Origin of the sequence: Alcanivorax xiamenensis (assembly GCF_009846745.1) — a bacterium.
GTDB classification, from domain to species: Bacteria; Pseudomonadota; Gammaproteobacteria; order Pseudomonadales; family Alcanivoracaceae; genus Alloalcanivorax; species Alloalcanivorax xiamenensis.
The window spans coordinates 47,757-64,476 of sequence record NZ_AQPF01000017.1 but is presented as its reverse complement, the minus strand read 5'-3'; the positions used below and the strand labels follow the sequence as shown (position 1 = coordinate 64,476).

At 62.4% G+C, this 16,720-nt stretch carries 17 protein-coding genes; 5 read left to right on the top strand and 12 right to left on the bottom strand.

Annotated features, from left to right (window positions below; all coding sequences use genetic code 11):
* Window positions 1–11: 11 nt before the first annotated feature.
* From A6D6_RS11985 to topA, 9 genes are all read right to left on the bottom strand, one after another.
* Window positions 12–746, bottom strand: coding sequence for an S-methyl-5'-thioinosine phosphorylase (locus A6D6_RS11985; RefSeq protein ID WP_133492479.1), 735 nt, complete (start codon window positions 744–746; stop codon window positions 12–14).
* A 9-nt stretch (window positions 747–755) separates the two neighbouring features.
* On the bottom strand, window positions 756–1,319 hold the full coding sequence (locus A6D6_RS11980) for a hypoxanthine-guanine phosphoribosyltransferase (protein ID WP_159660856.1): 564 nt from the start codon (window positions 1,317–1,319) through the stop codon (window positions 756–758).
* A complete protein-coding gene (locus A6D6_RS11975; RefSeq protein WP_159660855.1) occupies window positions 1,303–2,463 on the bottom strand; it encodes a mechanosensitive ion channel family protein in 1,161 nt (386 codons plus the stop codon). Before A6D6_RS11975 ends, A6D6_RS11980 begins: the two co-directional genes overlap by 17 nt.
* Window positions 2,460–3,482: a beta-N-acetylhexosaminidase gene (gene nagZ, locus A6D6_RS11970; protein ID WP_159660854.1), complete on the bottom strand. Its 1,023-nt coding sequence runs from the start codon at window positions 3,480–3,482 to the stop codon at window positions 2,460–2,462. The genes A6D6_RS11975 and nagZ overlap by 4 nt, the downstream gene beginning before the upstream one ends.
* 4 nt (window positions 3,483–3,486) lie before the next feature.
* Entirely contained in the window at window positions 3,487–3,957 is a 471-nt protein-coding gene (locus A6D6_RS11965) for a L,D-transpeptidase (RefSeq protein WP_159660853.1), read from the bottom strand.
* Window positions 3,958–4,172: 215 nt separating this feature from the next.
* On the bottom strand, window positions 4,173–4,799 hold the full coding sequence (locus A6D6_RS11960; protein ID WP_133492474.1) for a TetR/AcrR family transcriptional regulator: 627 nt from the start codon (window positions 4,797–4,799) through the stop codon (window positions 4,173–4,175).
* A 71-nt stretch (window positions 4,800–4,870) separates the two neighbouring features.
* The gene (locus A6D6_RS11955) at window positions 4,871–5,896 is read right to left on the bottom strand and encodes a CNNM domain-containing protein (protein ID WP_133492473.1); all 1,026 of its coding nucleotides are present in this window, start codon (window positions 5,894–5,896) and stop codon (window positions 4,871–4,873) included.
* 28 nt (window positions 5,897–5,924) lie between these two features.
* Entirely contained in the window at window positions 5,925–6,452 is a 528-nt protein-coding gene (locus tag A6D6_RS11950) for a hypothetical protein (protein ID WP_159660852.1), read from the bottom strand.
* 100 nt (window positions 6,453–6,552) lie between these two features.
* Entirely contained in the window at window positions 6,553–9,279 is a 2,727-nt protein-coding gene (gene topA, locus A6D6_RS11945) for a type I DNA topoisomerase (RefSeq protein ID WP_159660851.1), read from the bottom strand.
* A 260-nt stretch (window positions 9,280–9,539) separates the two neighbouring features.
* Here topA and A6D6_RS11940 point away from each other — a divergent pair, with 260 nt between their 5' ends.
* A complete protein-coding gene (locus A6D6_RS11940) occupies window positions 9,540–9,998 on the top strand; it encodes a universal stress protein (protein ID WP_133492470.1) in 459 nt (152 codons plus the stop codon).
* Window positions 9,999–10,064: 66 nt separating this feature from the next.
* Here A6D6_RS11940 and A6D6_RS11935 read toward each other — a convergent pair whose 3' ends face one another.
* Complete coding sequence (locus A6D6_RS11935) at window positions 10,065–10,715, bottom strand: cyclic nucleotide-binding domain-containing protein (protein WP_133492469.1); 651 nt, start codon at window positions 10,713–10,715, stop codon at window positions 10,065–10,067.
* 400 nt (window positions 10,716–11,115) lie between these two features.
* Here A6D6_RS11935 and lexA point away from each other — a divergent pair, with 400 nt between their 5' ends.
* The 3 genes from lexA to A6D6_RS11920 all read left to right on the top strand — a co-directional run bounded on the left by lexA (window position 11,116) and on the right by A6D6_RS11920 (window position 13,373).
* Entirely contained in the window at window positions 11,116–11,730 is a 615-nt protein-coding gene (gene lexA / locus A6D6_RS11930) for a transcriptional repressor LexA (protein ID WP_022994437.1), read from the top strand.
* A 360-nt stretch (window positions 11,731–12,090) separates the two neighbouring features.
* Window positions 12,091–12,489, top strand: coding sequence for a DUF1499 domain-containing protein (locus tag A6D6_RS11925; protein WP_159660850.1), 399 nt, complete (start codon window positions 12,091–12,093; stop codon window positions 12,487–12,489).
* The gene (locus A6D6_RS11920; RefSeq protein WP_369412881.1) at window positions 12,486–13,373 is read left to right on the top strand and encodes a TatD family hydrolase; all 888 of its coding nucleotides are present in this window, start codon (window positions 12,486–12,488) and stop codon (window positions 13,371–13,373) included. The genes A6D6_RS11925 and A6D6_RS11920 overlap by 4 nt, the downstream gene beginning before the upstream one ends.
* 208 nt (window positions 13,374–13,581) lie before the next feature.
* Here A6D6_RS11920 and A6D6_RS11915 read toward each other — a convergent pair whose 3' ends face one another.
* A complete protein-coding gene (locus A6D6_RS11915; protein WP_159660849.1) occupies window positions 13,582–13,818 on the bottom strand; it encodes a glutaredoxin family protein in 237 nt (78 codons plus the stop codon).
* Window positions 13,815–15,905, bottom strand: coding sequence for a bifunctional 23S rRNA (guanine(2069)-N(7))-methyltransferase RlmK/23S rRNA (guanine(2445)-N(2))-methyltransferase RlmL (gene rlmKL, locus A6D6_RS11910; RefSeq protein WP_159660848.1), 2,091 nt, complete (start codon window positions 15,903–15,905; stop codon window positions 13,815–13,817). The genes A6D6_RS11915 and rlmKL overlap by 4 nt, the downstream gene beginning before the upstream one ends.
* Before the next feature lie 415 nt (window positions 15,906–16,320).
* Here rlmKL and rmf point away from each other — a divergent pair, with 415 nt between their 5' ends.
* Window positions 16,321–16,527, top strand: a complete 207-nt coding sequence (gene rmf, locus A6D6_RS11905; protein WP_022994432.1) for a ribosome modulation factor — start codon at window positions 16,321–16,323, stop codon at window positions 16,525–16,527.
* Window positions 16,528–16,720 lie beyond the last annotated feature (193 nt).

Below are 16,720 nucleotides of genomic sequence, written 5' to 3'. Positions count from 1 at the left end.
GCGGCCGTGCCTTAGCAGTGCCCCGCCAGATCCGCCAGTACCCGGCACACTCCGGCCATGCCATCGTGAATTACCACTTCGATCTCGGCCATGGTGATCTCCCGGTCGGATTTGCCAGCGCCAGGGTTCACCACCAGGGACAGCATCGCATAGGGGATGTCCAGTTCCCGGGCCAGAACCGCTTCCGGCATGCCGGTCATGCCGACCACGTCGCAGCCGTCACGCTCCATGCGCAAAATCTCCGCGGCGGTTTCCAGTCGCGGCCCCTGAGTGGCGCCGTAACAGCCACCGTCGGTCCAGGCCAGGCCACTGACGGCCAGCCGCTCCTGGAGCGCGGCGCGCAAGGCGGCGTCGAACGGCCAACTGAAATCCACGTGCACCAGCGGCTCGTCCTTATCGTCGAACAACGTCATGTCACGGCCGTAGGTGTAGTCGATGATCTGGTCCGCCAGCACCAGGGCGCCGGTGGGCGCTTTGTCGGTGATCCCGCCCACCGCGTTGACGGCGACGATGGCGCTGGCGCCCGCTTCCTTCAGCGCCACCATATTGGCCCGGTAGTTGACCTGATGAGGCAGCAACACATGGGGATCGCCATGACGGGCCAGGAACAGCACCTCGCGACCGTTGAGTTGTCCTTCCACCACCGGCGCCGACGGCTCACCGAAACGGGTGGTCAGGGTCTGGCTGCCGGTAATGCGCAGGTTGTCCATGCGCGTCAGACCGGTACCGCCAATGAATGCCAGCATCTCGCTTCCTTATTCTTCCACGGCGAAAATGCCGGGGGCGTTGCGCCAATAGCCCTTGTAGTCCATGCCCATGCCGAACAGGTAAAAATCCTCGGCCTCCAGCGCGGTGTAATCAGCCTTCAGACCCGGCCGCGCCTTGCGGTCGTGCACCTTGTCCACCAGCACGCAGGTTTTCACGCTGGTGGCCCCCTGGGCGTGGCAGGCATCGACGATCGCCAACAAGGTGGAGCCGACATCGAGAATATCGTCGAGGATGATCACGTCTCGCCCGGACAGGCTGGCACCCGGAGTGACGATCCACTCCACCTCCCCGCCCCGGGTGTCACCCAGATAGCGGGAAGCGTGCAGATAGTCCATTTCCAGCGGAAAATCCAGGCGCGTGAGCAAATGTCCGGCGAAGATCATGCCGCCGTTCATGATGGTGACGAACAGCGGGAAGCGCTCGCTGTAGTCCTCGGTGAGCTGAATCGCCAGTTTGCCAATGGCCGCTTCCACCTGATCCTGGGAATGGAGTTGGCGCGCATCACGGCGCACCTGCATCAACTCCCGCTTTACCTCATCCGCGATGGGCATGCCGTGCCTCCTCGGTGGTCGGCGCCGGAGGGCTGTCCTGCTGATCGTCATCGCTGACCATGTGCAGAGTGCGAGTCGGGAAGGCGAACTCGGCGCCATGCTGCTCGACGATCTCCATGATCTTCATCAGCACGTCCTGCTTGATCCCGTGGAAGCGCACCCAGTTGGTGGTCTTGGTGAAGGTGTAGATGAAGAACTCGATGTGCGAGGCGCCGTAGGTATCGAAATTGACGATCAGGGTACGGGCATCGGTTTCAATGTCATCGTGATCGATCAGCATTTGCCGGACGTCGGCGACGATCGCCGGCATCTTCCGCCAGTCGTTATAGCGGATACCGATCTTTTCATTGATCCGCCGGTTGAACATGCGCGACGGATTCTCCAGCACGATGGTGGTGAACAACGAGTTGGGAATGTACAGCGGACGTTGATCAAAAGTGCGAATGCGGGTCAGCCGCCAACCAATATGCTCCACTGTCCCCTCGATGGTCCGGTCCGGCGAGCGCACCCACTCCCCCACTTTGAACGGCTTGTCCATGTAGATCATCATGCCGCCAAAGAAGTTGGCGAGCAGATCCTTGGCGGCGAACGCCACCGCCATGCCCCCGATACCACCGAAGGCGAGCACGCCGGATACGCTGTAGCCCAGCGCCTGCAGAATGATCAGCAAGGAGGTAATGATCACCGACACCCGCAACAGCTTGGACACCGCCGCCGCGGTGGTGGTATCCATCGGTTTCTTCATCCGGCCGGGGTCGGTCAGATTATGCTCGACGCCGGTGATCAGGCGATTGAAAAACATGGCGATGATGGCAATGAACGCCACCCGGCGGACCATGCCCACATGCTCGAACAAGGCGCTTTCGGAGACGTCGTAGAGCATCTCCGCCGCCACCGACAACCCGATCACCCAGGTCACCAGCCGCAACGGCAGACGCAGCGCCTCGATCAGCACATCGTCCCATTTGCTGGCGGTCTTTTCCCCCAGCACGGTGAGGATGTCCAATATCCGCATCATCAGGAAATTCAGCGATACGGTACAAAACACCACCACGAACACCTGGGTCAGCCAGATGATCGTTTGCGTTTCCGGGCCGGGCCACTGGAGCAACAGTTTCCAGTTCAGCAGGGCCTCCCAATTCATGCGTTTTCTCCTGACAATTGTTCGGCGATATCACAGGCCCGTTGGCGGCGGGCCGGGCTCATCGGCCGGCGCGGGCGCGCCCGCAAAGCACTGGCTGGCACCCCTTTCGGCAATGCTTGTTGCTCCAGCCAGGACAGCACCGCCAGGGCACCGGCGCGATCGTTGCATACCAGCACCATGTCGCAGCCGGCGTTCAGGGCCGCCCCCGCCCGCTGCGTATAATCTCCGGCCGCGGCGGCGCCGGCCATGGTCAGATCATCGGAAAAGATCACGCCCCGGAAGCCCAGCTCCTCGCGCAGCACTTTCTGTAACCAGTAGCGGGAAAAACCGGCGGGCTGGGCGTCCATGGCCGGGTAGCGCACATGGGCAGGCATGATGCCGTCCAGGCGCGGCGCCAGCGCCCGGAACGGCGCCAGATCGGCGGCCATTTCAGACAGCGTGCGCGGGTCCTCCGGCAATTCCAGATGGGAGTCGGCCTGGACATGGCCATGACCGGGGAAATGTTTACCGGTGGCGCTCATGCCGGCCCGCTGCATGCCGTCCAGAAAGGCATCCGCCAGGGTGATCAGCACGTCGACGTCATTGCTGAAGCTACGATCTCCAATCACCGTGCTGCGACCGTGATCCAGATCCAGCACCGGCGCGAAGCTGATGTCGATGTCCACGGCGCGCACTTCGTCGGCCATCAGTTCGCCGAGCAGCTCCGCGGCCTCGCGGCCAGCCCGGGGATCCTGCTGATAACGCCGTCCCAGCGTGCCCATGGCCGGCAGCCGGGTAAACCCTTCACGCAGGCGCTGCACCCGCCCGCCTTCCTGGTCCACGGCGATCAGCAATTCCGGCCGCAGCGCCCGCATGGACGCCACCAGATCACGTACCTGCAGCGGGCCCTGATAGTTGCGGCTGAACAAAATCACCCCGCCGACGGCGGGATGAACGAGTAAATCGCGCTCCTCACTGGTGAGCGCGACGCCTTCCAGATCCAGCATCAGCAAAGGCTGGGTGTTATTGGCCTGATTCATGTGATTACTCGGTGATGGAGACCCCGCACCCCAATGGCACGCGGTCGAACAAATCGATGACGTCGGCGTTACGCATGCGGATACAACCGTGGGAGGCGGGCTGCCCCATGGGCTCATGATCCGGCGTGCCGTGAATATAAATAAAGCGCCGGAAACTATCCACGTCACCGCCCTGGTTTTTACCCGGTTCCAGCCCTCCGAGCCAGAGAATGCGACTGAGCACCCAGTCCCGCTCCGGTTCCGCCGCGGCCCGTTCCGGTGTCAGGATCTCGCCGCTGAAGCGGCGTCCGCGAAACACCGCGCCCACGGGAAGCCCCTCGCCGATACGGGCACGCACCAGATGTTCCCCACGGGGCGTGCCGTTACTGCCGCTGCGCTCATCGGCACCGACCGCCGCGGTGGAAACCGGATAACGACGCTGGCCGGCGCCATCGAGGGTCAGGGTCTGATCGGCAAGGGAAATAATGATATGCATAGGACCAACGCGGGAAAGTTGACAGTGGATGGTGGACAGTTGACGGCGGAAACACAAACAACCTGTTCTTTAGCCGCTGTGGGAAGCTTGCTTGCAAGCGAATGGGTTCGCTCAAGCGTTTGCAATATTCGCTTGCAAGCAAGCTTCCCACAGCGGCTCAGGGTCACCTGTTTTTTGGACTGTCAACTATCCACTGTCAACTATCAACTGTCTTTTCAGTTGCCTTTTATCCCGCCCACCACGAAGGGCAGCAGATGCTGGGCGATATCGCTGGCGGACACCGAACGGTTGAAGTCCTTCTTGCTGATGGTCTGCAGGGATTCCATACCGGAAAGCGTGAAGATCACCGCCCCGAGGCTGAAGTGCACGCGCCAGAACAACTCCACCGGCGGCACATCCGGTGCGGTGCGGCGCAGCAAGGTGGTGAACTGGTTGAAAACATCGCCGTAATGCTTGCGCAGATAGGCGCGCAGATGGTCCTGCGGCTGGCTGTAGGCCTGGCCGGCCAGGCGGAAGAAGATCATGGCGCGTCGCGGCTCCTCGGTACCGGAGCCCAACGCCAGCCGCGATGCCACGGTCAACAGCCGCTCCAGACTGAGCGGACCGTCGTCCAGCTCCAGTTCCTTCAACTTCACCGACAACGCCTGGCAGAACGGCGTCAGATAGCGCTCGAACACCGCCTGGATCAGCGCCTCCTTGGAGCCGAAATGGTAGTTCACCGCGGCCAGATTAACACCGGCCTTGCCGGTAATCGCGCGCAGGCTGGTTTCCGCGAACCCCTTCTGGGCGAACAGCACTTCCGCCGTATCAAGGATGCGGCGCACAGTATCGGATTGAGACATGGAGACCTGCCGGGCTGAAAGCAAACGTTTGAAACATACGTTTGGCGGCGATCACCGTCAAGCAGAGGCCGTTATTCCGGGGCGCCCTTGCGTTTGAGTTTGCGGCTCCAGCGCTGGCGGGCATAGTGGCGCAGATTGGCCACATTATCGGTTTCGTCCATGATTTCCTGACCGAGGATGGTTTCAATGATGTCTTCCATGGTGACCAGGCCCACCCAGGTCCCCAGGTCATCGTAGACCAGGCCCAGGTGTTGCCGGTCACGCAGCATCTCACCAAACACCGTCTCGATGTTTGTGTCGGTGCGGAACAAGGCCATGGCACGGGCCAGTTCGCCCACGGTACGCTCATCTTCCACTTCCAACAGATCGCTTTTGTGCACATAGCCGAGTGCTTCATCCTTGTCGTTCAGCACCGGATAGCGGGAAAAAGGCGTGGACACCAGGTGGTGGCGCACTTCGGCCACGGTCTGCTCCGGGCGCAGCGATTCCACCACCGTACGAGGGGTCATCACCTTGTCGACCCTGATGTCATGGAGGCTGAGAATATTGGCGATGACCCGCCGCTCGCCCTCATCCAGCGCCTGCTGCTCGTGGCCAATCGCCGCCATCGCCTTCAACTCCGCCCGAATGTCGGTATCCGGCTCGCCGTCGCCAATCCGCCGGGTAATCATTTTCGATAACCACACGAACGGCTTGAGTACCCAGATCATGACATTGAGCACCGGCGGCAGCAGCGGCGCCAGGGCGCGCCAGAATTTGGCGCCAATGGTCTTCGGAATAATCTCGGAGACGATCAGGATGGCCAGCGTCATGACCGCCGAGGCCACACCCAGCCAGGTTTCCCCGAACAGCACCGCCACCTGGGCGCCGACCCCGGTGGCGCCGGCGGTATGGGCGATGGTATTGAGCGTGAGAATGGCCGCCAGCGGGTCGTCGATGTCATCCTTGAGGTGCCGCAGACGTTCAAACAACTTGGGTTTGTCGTCCTTGAGACCGGCGATGTAGCTGGGGGTGATGGACAGCAGAGCGGCTTCCAGAATCGAGCAGAGGAACGAGAACCCCAAAGCAATGGCGGCGAAGATGATCAGTAACAACATGTCGCTCCCCGCTTACCATTCTCCATACTTACCATTCATCCATATAAGTACCGAACAAGCCAAGCAGTTCCTCTACCCGGTCGGCCGCCTTTTGCAGACGCTCCAGGTCACCGTCGGCCAGGGGCGCGTAAGGATCCTCGGCGCGCAGAGCCAGGGCGTTGGTTTCACCGGGAGGCGTGGCCCGGCGCGCCAGACCGGCGGCGCCCACCGCGGCGCGCAGCTCCAGATCCAGCCAGCATACCGGATCGGAGCGATCCCGCCGCGCCTGGGTCAACAATTGCATCTCCGGGGCGCGAACACCGGTATTGGCGAAAGCCTGCTCCAGGACAGCGAGGCTGATCAGGTCATCGTAACCGGGCACCTGGTAGGACTTGGCGGACTGCCGCGCCATGCCCACCAGCACCGAATAAAGATGAAACACCACCGCGCCACGCAGCGCCAGGCGGTGCCCCACCGAATCGCCGGCCTCGGCCCGTAGTGTCTTGAGCAGGTCGCGGGCGAAAAACAACCGCTCACGCAGACCGCTGATTTCGTTTTCCCGCACCATTCGGGACATGGTTATCTCCGGCTATTCGCTGCTAAAGCCAGCTTCCCACAAAGAGAACGACAAAGCCGCTGTGGGAAGCCAGCTTGCTGGCGGAGAGGGCCGCGCTGTTTCATGATCTGCGGGCGGAGGCCTTCTTCCTGGTGGCGGTTTTCTTCTTCGCCGCCGCTTTCTTCTTCGGTGCGGCTTTCTTTTCTTCCACTTCCCACTTGCCGTCCCGATAGAAGGCGTACCAGCCGGTGGGCTTACCCTCCTCCTCGGTCATCACGTACTGCTCCTTGGCCTTGCGGCTGTAGCGCAGTACCGCCTTGCGCCCCTCGGAGTCCTCGCCGGGGGCTTGCGCGAGATAACGGTGTTTGGGATCCAGTTGCTCCGCCACGGACTGGATCTCCTCCACCAGCGGCGCCCGGGTTTCCCGGTTCTTGGGGAACTTGCTGGCGGCCAGGAACAGGCCGGACGCACCGTCACGCAGCAGGTAATGATCGTCCACCTTTTCGCACTTGAGATGCGGCATCGGGATCGGGTCGGCACGGGGCGGCGCCGGCTCACCGTTCTTCAGCAGCTTGCGTGTATTGCCGCAGTCATCGTTGGTGCACTTGAAGAACTTGCCGAACCGGCCGGTGCGCAACTGCATCTCGCTGCCGCACTTTTCACACTCCAGGGTCGGACCATCGTAGCCCTTGATGCGGAACTCGCCCTGCTCCACCACGTAGCCGTCGCAATCCGGGTTGTTACCACAGACGTGCAACTTGCGTTTCTCGTCGATGAGGAAGGATTCCATCGCCGTACCGCATTTGGGGCAACGCTTCTTGCGGCGCAACTCCTGGGTTTCCGCCTCGTCATCGTCGGCCCGCACCGCCTCCTCGCCGGGAAGCAGATTGAGCGTGGCGGTACAGCGTTCCTTGGGCGGCAGGCTATAACCGGAGCAACCCAGGAAGACACCGGTGGAGCCGGTACGGATTTGCATCGGACGGCCGCAGGTGGGACAGGCGATGTCGGTGTCCGTGGGCAGATTCGCACGCATGCCGCCCTTGGCCTGCTTGCCACTGCCCTCGCCCTGAGCGGCCTCCAGTTTGGCCTGAAAATCCTGGTAAAAATCGTTGAGCACATCACGCCAGTGGCGTTTGCCCTCCGCGATCTCGTCGAGGGTTTCCTCCATCCGCGCGGTGAAGTTGTAATCCATCAGATTGGGGAAGCTTTCCACCAGGCGATCGGTGACGATATCGCCCATCTTCTCCGCGTAAAAGCGGCGGCTTTCCTGCCGCACATAACCGCGATCCTGGATCGTGGAAATGATCGAGGCGTAGGTGGACGGCCGGCCGATACCGCGCTTCTCCAATTCCTTGACCAGACTGGCTTCCGTGTAACGGGCCGGCGGCTTGGTGAAATGCTGGGTGGCGTCGACCTGATCGATCACCAGCACGTCACCCTGCTTGAGATCCGGCAGCACCGTATCTTCCTGCCCCTTGCGCGCCGCCGGCGGCAGGATCCGGGTCCAGCCGTCGAACTTCATGATGCGGCCCTTGGCCTTGAGCTCGTAACCGTCCGCCTCGGCGGTCAGCGTGGTACTCAGGTATTCCGCCGGCGGCATCTGGCAGGCGATGAACTGGCGGCGGATCAATTCGTACAGGCGCTGGGCATCGCGCTCCATGTCCTTGAGCGACTCGGAGGTGCGATTGACATCGGAAGGCCGGATCGCTTCGTGGGCCTCCTGGGCGCCTTCCTTGCTGGAATAGGACAGTGGTTTCGCCGGCAGATATTTCTCGCCCAGCTTGTCATCGATCCAGGCCCGGCACGCCGTCACCGCGTCCGCGCTCAGGTTGGTGGAATCGGTACGCATGTAGGTGATATGGCCGGCCTCGTAGAGGCGCTGGGCCATCATCATGGTTTTCTTTACCCCGAAGCCCAGACGGGTACTCGCCGCCTGCTGCAGCGTGGAGGTGATGAACGGCGCCGAGGGTTTCGACCGGGTCGGCCGCTCCTCGCGCTGGGAAATGGTCAGTTGGCCGGCGCGATGCAGTGCCTCACGGTGGCGCTCGGCGTCCTCTGCGTTGTTTGGCCGGAAGTTTTCACCCTGGTAACGGGCCACCTGCAGACGCAGTTGGTCCGCTTGCTGCTTGCTGTCGTGGGTGTCGGCGTGCAGCTCCCAGAACTCCTCCGGGGTGAAGGCGCGGATTTCCCGCTCGCGCTCCACCACCAGCTCCACCGCCACCGACTGCACCCGGCCGGCGGACAGGCCGCGGGCGATCTTTTCCCACAACAGCGGTGAGATCATGAACCCCACCACCCGATCGAGGAAACGGCGTGCCTGCTGGGCTTCCACCCGGCTCATATCCAGCTTGCCCGGTTCCTGGAACGCGGCCTGGATCGCCTTCTTGGTGATCTCGTTGAACACCACCCGGTCGAAACGGTCATCGTCACCGCCGATCACTTCCCGCAGGTGCCAGGCAATGGCCTCCCCTTCGCGGTCCAAGTCAGTGGCGAGATAGATGCGCTCGGCCTTGGCGGCCAGACGCTTGAGTTCATCGATGACCTTTTCCTTGCCGGGCAGGATCTCGTAGTGCGCCTTCCAGCCATGGTCCGGGTCCACGCCCATGCGGTTGATCAATTGGGACTGCGCTTTCTTCTTTTTATAAACCTCGCGCTCTTCCTTCGGCAGCGAACGGGTATAGGCCGCCTCCTTGGCCCGTTCCTGGGGCGTGGACTTCTTGCCGCCGCCGCTGACCGGCAGATCGCGCACGTGGCCCACGCTGGACTTGACGATGAAGTCATCGCCCAAATAGCGGTTGATGGTCTTCGCCTTGGCCGGCGACTCCACAATTACCAGGGACTTACCCATTACGTTCGTCACCCACAACTGAATTACCGAGAAGTCGGTCGATCCGGCCTTCGCCTTGCCGGGAAAGGCCGGATACGATGTCCAGGCCCCGTTTCGGGGGCCCTCAGGGGCGCCTATTTAGACAGCGGCGCTAACGTCCGGTCAAGCTTCGGGGGGCCACAATCCCTTTTGGGGGCCTTTCAGCGGGCCTTGACCCGCATCAATCGACCGCTTCCCGGGACCGGGCTATACTCGATAAAAAGCGTTCGAGGGAGATCGCCGTGACCGCTCCGTATCAGAAAATTCTTGTCGCCATCGACTGCAGTGACGAGTCCGCCGACATCCTGTGCCGTGCCGCCGGGGTACTGGAGGGCAACGCCTCCGGCGAGTTGCACCTGATCCATGTGATCGAGCCGCTGGCACTGGCCTACGGCGCCGACGTGCCGATGGACGTCACCGACCTGCAAAGCGGCCTGGTCAAACAGGCACGCGAAACCGCCCTGGAATACGCCCGCCAGTACCAGATCAGCGAGGACCGCATCCATGTGGAACTCGGCTCCATCGAGAAGACCATCGTCGACAAGGCCGATGCCCTGGGCGCGGATCTGATCGTGGTGGGCAGTCATACCCGCAGCGGTCTGGCTCTGTTGCTGGGTTCCACCGCCCGCGGTCTGGTGCCCGGCGCCCATTGCGACGTATTGGCGGTGAAAGTCCAGCGCAAGGACAAGAAATCGGACTGACGGTTCGCGGCCTGATCGGTCCGTGAGCCATGCGACTGGCCGGCCAGCGGGCCGGCCGGGGTTTCACTATGTCATCGCCGGGCCGGCGCGGGGGTGGTCATTCCAACGGCACAGCAGCGCCGCCAGCGCCCGCGCCTGTTCACGCAGCGCCGCCAGCTCCCGCACGGTTTCCTTCTCGCCCTGATAAAGCGGGATCTTGCGCAGAGCCGCTTCCAGTTCCGCATCCGGCGCCGCCAGGCGCTGCACCTCCACCGCCCAGCGAATCTGATGCACCAGCATGTGAAACAGCGCCAGGCGGGTTGCAAGACTGAACAAGGCCAAGCTCGGCGCATCGAAATCAGCGAAGGACAAACGCGCCAGCACCGCCGGTTTCGCCTGATCCCCCTCCGCCACCTTCAAGGAGGCGCTGCGCGGCGTCTCCAGCAATAGCGACAACGCGCCGAACACTTCTCCCGGAGACACCCGGTAGACCACCGGCGGCGGTGAGCCTTCGCCAAGCACCCACAGTTCGCCGCGCAGCAGAAAATAAAGCCCGCGGGCCTCGGCACCGGCCTTGATCACCAGCTCGCCCGGAGCGGCTTCCAGAATCCGGGTAGCGGCCAGCAACAAGGCACGCTGATCGGCATCATCACGGGACACTTCATTGAAAAACGGCACGCCGGAAAGTAACGACGCCACCCTCGCCTGCTGAGAACGTTGCCATTCGGCCTGATTCATTTCTCCCCCAACCCACGGCGGCCCCACAGTCTTGGAACCGCTTGTCCGCACGCCATTCGCCGCCAAGGCAGCTCCCACAAAGGAAACTACGAAGCCGCTGTCGGAGCTTGCTTGCAAGCGAATGGGATAGGTCCGGGTGTTTGTATTATTCGCTGGCAAGCCAGCCTCCCACGGAGAGGTGCCACAAGCCACCGTGGGAGCTGCATTGGCAGCGAATACAACACCACGACGGCGCCTCCCCCCCGGGAAGCGCCGAGCGCATAGCCTAGCCTGGATGGCCATGCAAGGCGAGTGGAGAGCGCTTTGTAACAACATCGGGGATGACAAAAATACTGGACATATTGTACTGTTCGTATTATCAGTACTCCATTCCCGTCGTGGCGACCCACAGGAGACCGACATGAGCAGCAAACTGACCCTCCGCCAGCAGCAGGTACTGGATTGCATCCGTGACTCCCAGGCGGACACCGGCATGGCCCCCACCCGGGCGGAAATCGCCGAACGAATGGGGTTCCAGTCCAAGAACGCCGCCTCCGATCACCTGCGGGCTCTGGAGCGTAAGGGCTATATCCGCCTGCACAGCGACCGCTCCCGCGGCATTCAGCTTTTGGAGTCCGCCCTCGGTGACGAGGACGAGCTTCCGGTGGTGGGCAAGGTGGCCGCCGGCACCCCGATCGAAGCGGTGGAAAACGTGCAGCGCACGGTACCGGTGCCGCGAGGACTGTTTCGCCAGCGGCCCACCTACCTGCTCCAGGTGCAGGGCGACAGCATGATCGACGCCGGCATCTTCGACGGCGATCTGATTGCCGTGCGCAAGAGCGAAACGGCCCGTTCCGGTGAAATCGTGGTGGCCCGCATTGGCGAGGAGGTGACGGTGAAGACCCTGCGGCTGAACAAGTCCGACGCCACCTTGCTGCCCGCCAATGAGGACTACGAGCCGATCCAGGTGCCCGCGGATCAACTGATCATCGAAGGGGTGTTTGTCGGCCTGATCCGCGATCCGAACGCGCATTAAGCCCCGGTTTTCCCCCGGGGAGACAAAATGCGTGGCCACCAGTTACACTACGCACGCATTTGCGTTTTCTCCGCGGCACCCGTGGTCCTGTTGTCGCCACCTTGATGGCCGGGGAATGAAAAGCCATGACCTTCCGTAGCGGCCATGGAGGCACCATGGAACGTAGCCTGAGACGGAACCTTCATGAACGGACGGTCAGGACCTAAGAAGCACAGTGATAACGGCGACATCAGTCGACGTGCCAGGGAGGGTCGGGCATCCCAATGGATGCCAAGCGCCGGGGGCGCATCACGGGTTCTCTCACGGCATGTCCGCCGTGTTCTCTGTGTCTGTGGTTTGTTATTGCTGAGTAGCTTTGCCATGAACGACACCCGTTTGTTAGCGCCCTGCCCGTCCTCCCCCAATTGCGTGTCCAGCCTGGCCACGGATGAACGGCATCGGGTGGAACCTCTTCCAGGCTACGCCGATCGCGCCGGCAGTCTCAAATTACTGAGCGAGGTGCTGGCCACCCTGCCCCGCGTCAGCTTCGAGCAGGTGGGACCGGCCCGCTTGCAGGCCCGTTTCACCAGCCGCGTCCTCCGCTTCGTTGATGACGTCACTTTTTACGTGCACGAGAATGGCGGTATTGAAGTGCGCTCCGCGTCCCGGGTCGGATACTACGATTTCGGCGCCAACCGGCGCCGGGTGGAGGATCTGCGTGAGCGGCTTGAAGAACGGCTGGGCGGCCTGACGCCGGTTCAGGGCCAAGGCGCCGGATGAGTATGCCGGGATCCAATACGTTTCCGTCCAGCGAATGTCCAGCCGATGAGTGCCAATGGGCCGATATCGGTGTCAACCTGACCGACCGTCAATTCGCCGAAGACCGTGAAGCGGTGTTACAACGGGCCCGCGAGGCCGGGGTAACCCGTCTGTTGTTGACCGGCACCAACGTCGAGGAATCCCGGCAAGCAGTGGCGTTGTGTCAACGCTACCCGAACCAGGGCCTGTTCTGTACCGCCGGCCTGCACCCACACAGTGCCCGCTTCTGTAACGACGACGTCCTGTCGGAATTACGGGAACTGCTGGAGCAACCGGCGGTGGCCGCGGCCGGCGAGATGGGCCTGGACTTTAATCGGGATTTCTCCCCACGCCCGGATCAGGAGAACGCCTTCGAGGCACAGCTGGCGCTGGCGGTGGACCATGGCAAGCCGGTCTTTCTGCACCAAAGGGATGCCCATGACCGCTTCCTGCCAATACTGAAGGCCTGGCGGGACCGTTTGCCCGCCGTGGTGGTGCACTGCTTTACCGACCAACGCCGCCCGCTATTCGACTATCTGGACCTGGACTGCTTCATCGGCATCACCGGCTGGGTCTGCGACGAACGGCGCGGACGGGAGCTGGCCGAACTGGTGCCGCACATTCCCGGTAACCGGTTGCTGCTGGAAACCGACGCGCCTTACCTGCTGCCCCGGGACTTGCCGGAACCGCCGGCGAAAAAACGCCGCAATGAGCCCTGCCTGCTCCCCTGGATCGGCGCACGGGTGGCGACCCTGCGGGGGGAAACAACGCAGGCTCTGGCCCAGCAAACCCTGGCCAACACCCTGGCGTTTTTGCAACGGGACTGGCCGGCCGCGCTGACACACACTACGCCGGCACACCCTTAGCCCTTAGCCCTTAGCCCTTAGCCCTTAGCCCTTAGCCCTTAGCCCTTAGCCCTTAGCCCTTAGCCCTTAGCCCTTAGCCCTTAGCCCTTAGCTGCTAAAGCCATTGTGGGAAGCTTGCTTGCAAGCGAATTCTTTGGATAAAAGTAACAATTCGCTTGCAAGCAAGCTTCCCACAGCGGCTTCGTGGCCCAGAGTGGATTCGAAGCGATCAGAGCAACCGCTCACCCATCAGAAACGCGCGTACGTCCAGCAGTCCGAACGGCCAGGCCAGCTCCTGGTCGCCCCGGCGCAATACCGGAATACGCTCACCGTACCTGACGATCAGATCGTCGTCCTCGGCAATGTCGATGGCCTCGATGGCCAGCATCGGATCCACGGTCAGCAGCATGTCCCGGGCCCGCTCACACAAATGGCATCCCAAGGTGGTGTAAAGCGTGACGCTCATGGTGTCTCTCCGTGACGAATGGCAAAGCAATGGTGCAACCCGTGACGGCGAAAGTCCTCCGGGGTGCTCCATTGGGTAAGGTCTTCCACCTGATACCAGCGACGAATGCTTTCATCCATCTCGAAGCGGCGGAAGTTGCAGGAAAAGTACAGGACACCGCCGGGCTCGAGCCTTTTGAGAATACGGCGGATCAATTCGCCATGATGCTCCTGGACCACGAAATCCTGGCGGCTTTTGTTATTGGAAAAGGTGGGCGGGTCACAAAACACCACGTCGAACTGCTCGCGGCAGGTTTCCAGCCAGCCCATCACATCGGCCCGTTCCAGCGGGTGGGCGTCACTGGAAAAGCCGTTCAGGGCCAGGTTGCAGGCGGCCCAGTCCAGATAACGGCGCGACGCATCCACCGTCACCACCCGGCGGGCACCGCCCACCAGGGCATGAACGCTGGCGGCACCGGTATAGGCGAACAGATTCAGGACGCGTTTGCCGGCGGACTCCTCAGCCAGCCGCAGCCGCATCGGCCGATGATCCAGGAACAGGCCGGTATCCAGATAATCATTGAGATTCACCAGCAGATGGGCACGCCCTTCGCGCACCACCTTGTATTGGCCCCGGCTGTCCAGCTTCTGATACTGACTGTGCCCTTTCTGCCGCTCACGGGTGCGCAGATGAACCTGCTCTCGGTGCACCGCCAACGCCGAGCGCACCGCGCTCACCGCCCACTGGCGGCGCTCCTTGGCCTTTTCAGGGTCAATCGAGGACGGCGCCTTGAATTCCTGTACCAGCGCCTGATCGCCATAAATATCCACCGCCACATTGAACTCCGGCAGATCACGATCATAGAGGCGATACGATTGAATATCCTCACGCTCCAGCCAGCGGCGCAGGTGTTTACCGTTCTTGCGCAGCCGGTTCAGCAGCGGCACCGCCCCCTCCGGCGGCGCGAAACCGGGCTCCGCCGCCACCCGCAGCGGTGACTCCGCCACCGGCGGCCGTGGGCGGTAGACGCGGATATAGTTCTTCAGCGGGCCGTTGAGCAGGCGATACTGGCTTTGCAGCGCCATGCCGCAACGATCCAGAGTGGTGACATCGGTGCCCAACAGCACCGCGGTCCAGTTGAGTGCCCTTTGCCCCATCAAACGACCGAGACCGGCGTGCAGCCAGGCGGAACGCTCCCGTTCTTCCAGGCGCTCGCCCCAGGGCGGATTGGTCACCAGCAGACCGGTGTCGCCCAGGTCCCGCTGACGCAGGGCGCCCAGTTCGCGCCGCTCCAGGTGTAGCAGGCGCCGTACCCCGGCCCGCTCGGCGTTATCCATGGCGAACTGAATCGCCCGGTTGTCCACGTCGAAGCCCTTCAGCGGCGGTAACGACGGCAGCTTATGCAAGGTGGCGGCGGCCTCTTCGCGCAGCCCTTCCCACAACGCCCGCCGGCACCCGCGCCAGGCCATGAAGCCGTAGTCCTGACGCAAGGCGCCCGGCGCCACGCCGCCGGCCATCCAGGCCGCCTCGATCAGCAGGGTGCCACTACCGCAGAACGGATCCAGCACCATGGAGGGACGGTCCGGATGGTGCCAACCACCGGCTCTGAGTATGCCGGCGGCCAGATTCTCGCGCAGGCGATAGCCGCGCCGATGCAACGGCGTGCCGGCCAGATCCAGCCACAAGTGGGCCTGATTCTCGTCCAGACGCCCGCGCACACAGCATGCCCCCAGTTCACTGTCCGAGACACGCAACGATGGCGGCAGCGCCCGCGCCAACCGCCGGGTGCTGATACGGTTATCACCACGCACGCCCTTGCCGTGCTCAAGATTGAGGAACAGCGGCGCGCCGGCCGCCACCAGGGCCGGCCAGTCCAGCGCCGCCGCCAGTGCTTCGGGGGCTTCCTCCGCGCTGATCTCCAGGGTCACCAGCGGTAGCAACACCCGCTCCGCCAACCGCGACCACAGGCATACCCGCAGGCCGTCTTCCTGGCGCCCGTCGATGATGACATGGGCGTTACCGGTCTCTGTTACGGATATGCCCAGTTCCTCCAGTTCCTCGGCCAGCAGCGGGGCCAGGCCTGGCAGGCAAGTGGTCACGAACTCCATGGGAAATGCCTCATCGGTGTTTGCACAGCTTGGTGCCTCGGAACAATTATCAGCCAAATCAATGGGATGGGCTAACTTTCACGAAACCGTCAAATATGCGGCATCCGTTTAACCACGCCGTCACATATTGCCGTTCGTTATTCGACACGGGCGGCCCCCTTTCCCATACTCGAAGAATGGTTTGCGCGATAACGAGCGCGGACCAAGGCACTACCAACACCTGATCACTCGTGCTCGCCACCGGCATCACGGGCCTTTGAGCCAGGGGATTAATGCCCGGAATACGAATCCGGGCGGACAGATGGCTCGCCCCGCCGGAGAAGATTCCGTATGGAATCAGGGCGGCGCATTGTGACACAGAGAGGATCAGCAGGATATTCCCAGTCATTACGATGAAGGAAAGAGGAAAGTGTCCATGAAAAGACAGAAACGGAGTCGTGAGGAGCGGGCCTACAGCCGCGGATACCAGGCCGGTTACAAAGGAAAATCCAAAGACTTTTGTCCCTTCGACGCTTTACAGGCGCGCAGCAGTTGGCTGAACGGATGGCGTGAAGGACGCGTTGATCAATTACATGGCCTGGTGGGTGTCGCCGGCATCCACAACCTCAAGGATCTCCGCTGAACGTAAGGGGGAAATGAACCGGATATGATGAACCGATAAAGCAACCCGTTCTCCACAGCGCCGGCGCTCTTGGCGCCGACCCCATAGGGCCCCACCCGGGCCCTTTTCTTTGCCTGGCATTTTTGTTGAAGACGGCGGCGCTGGCCGGGACTTCTGGCAACACCGTCTTTCCCGTGTAAGATGACCCGGTATC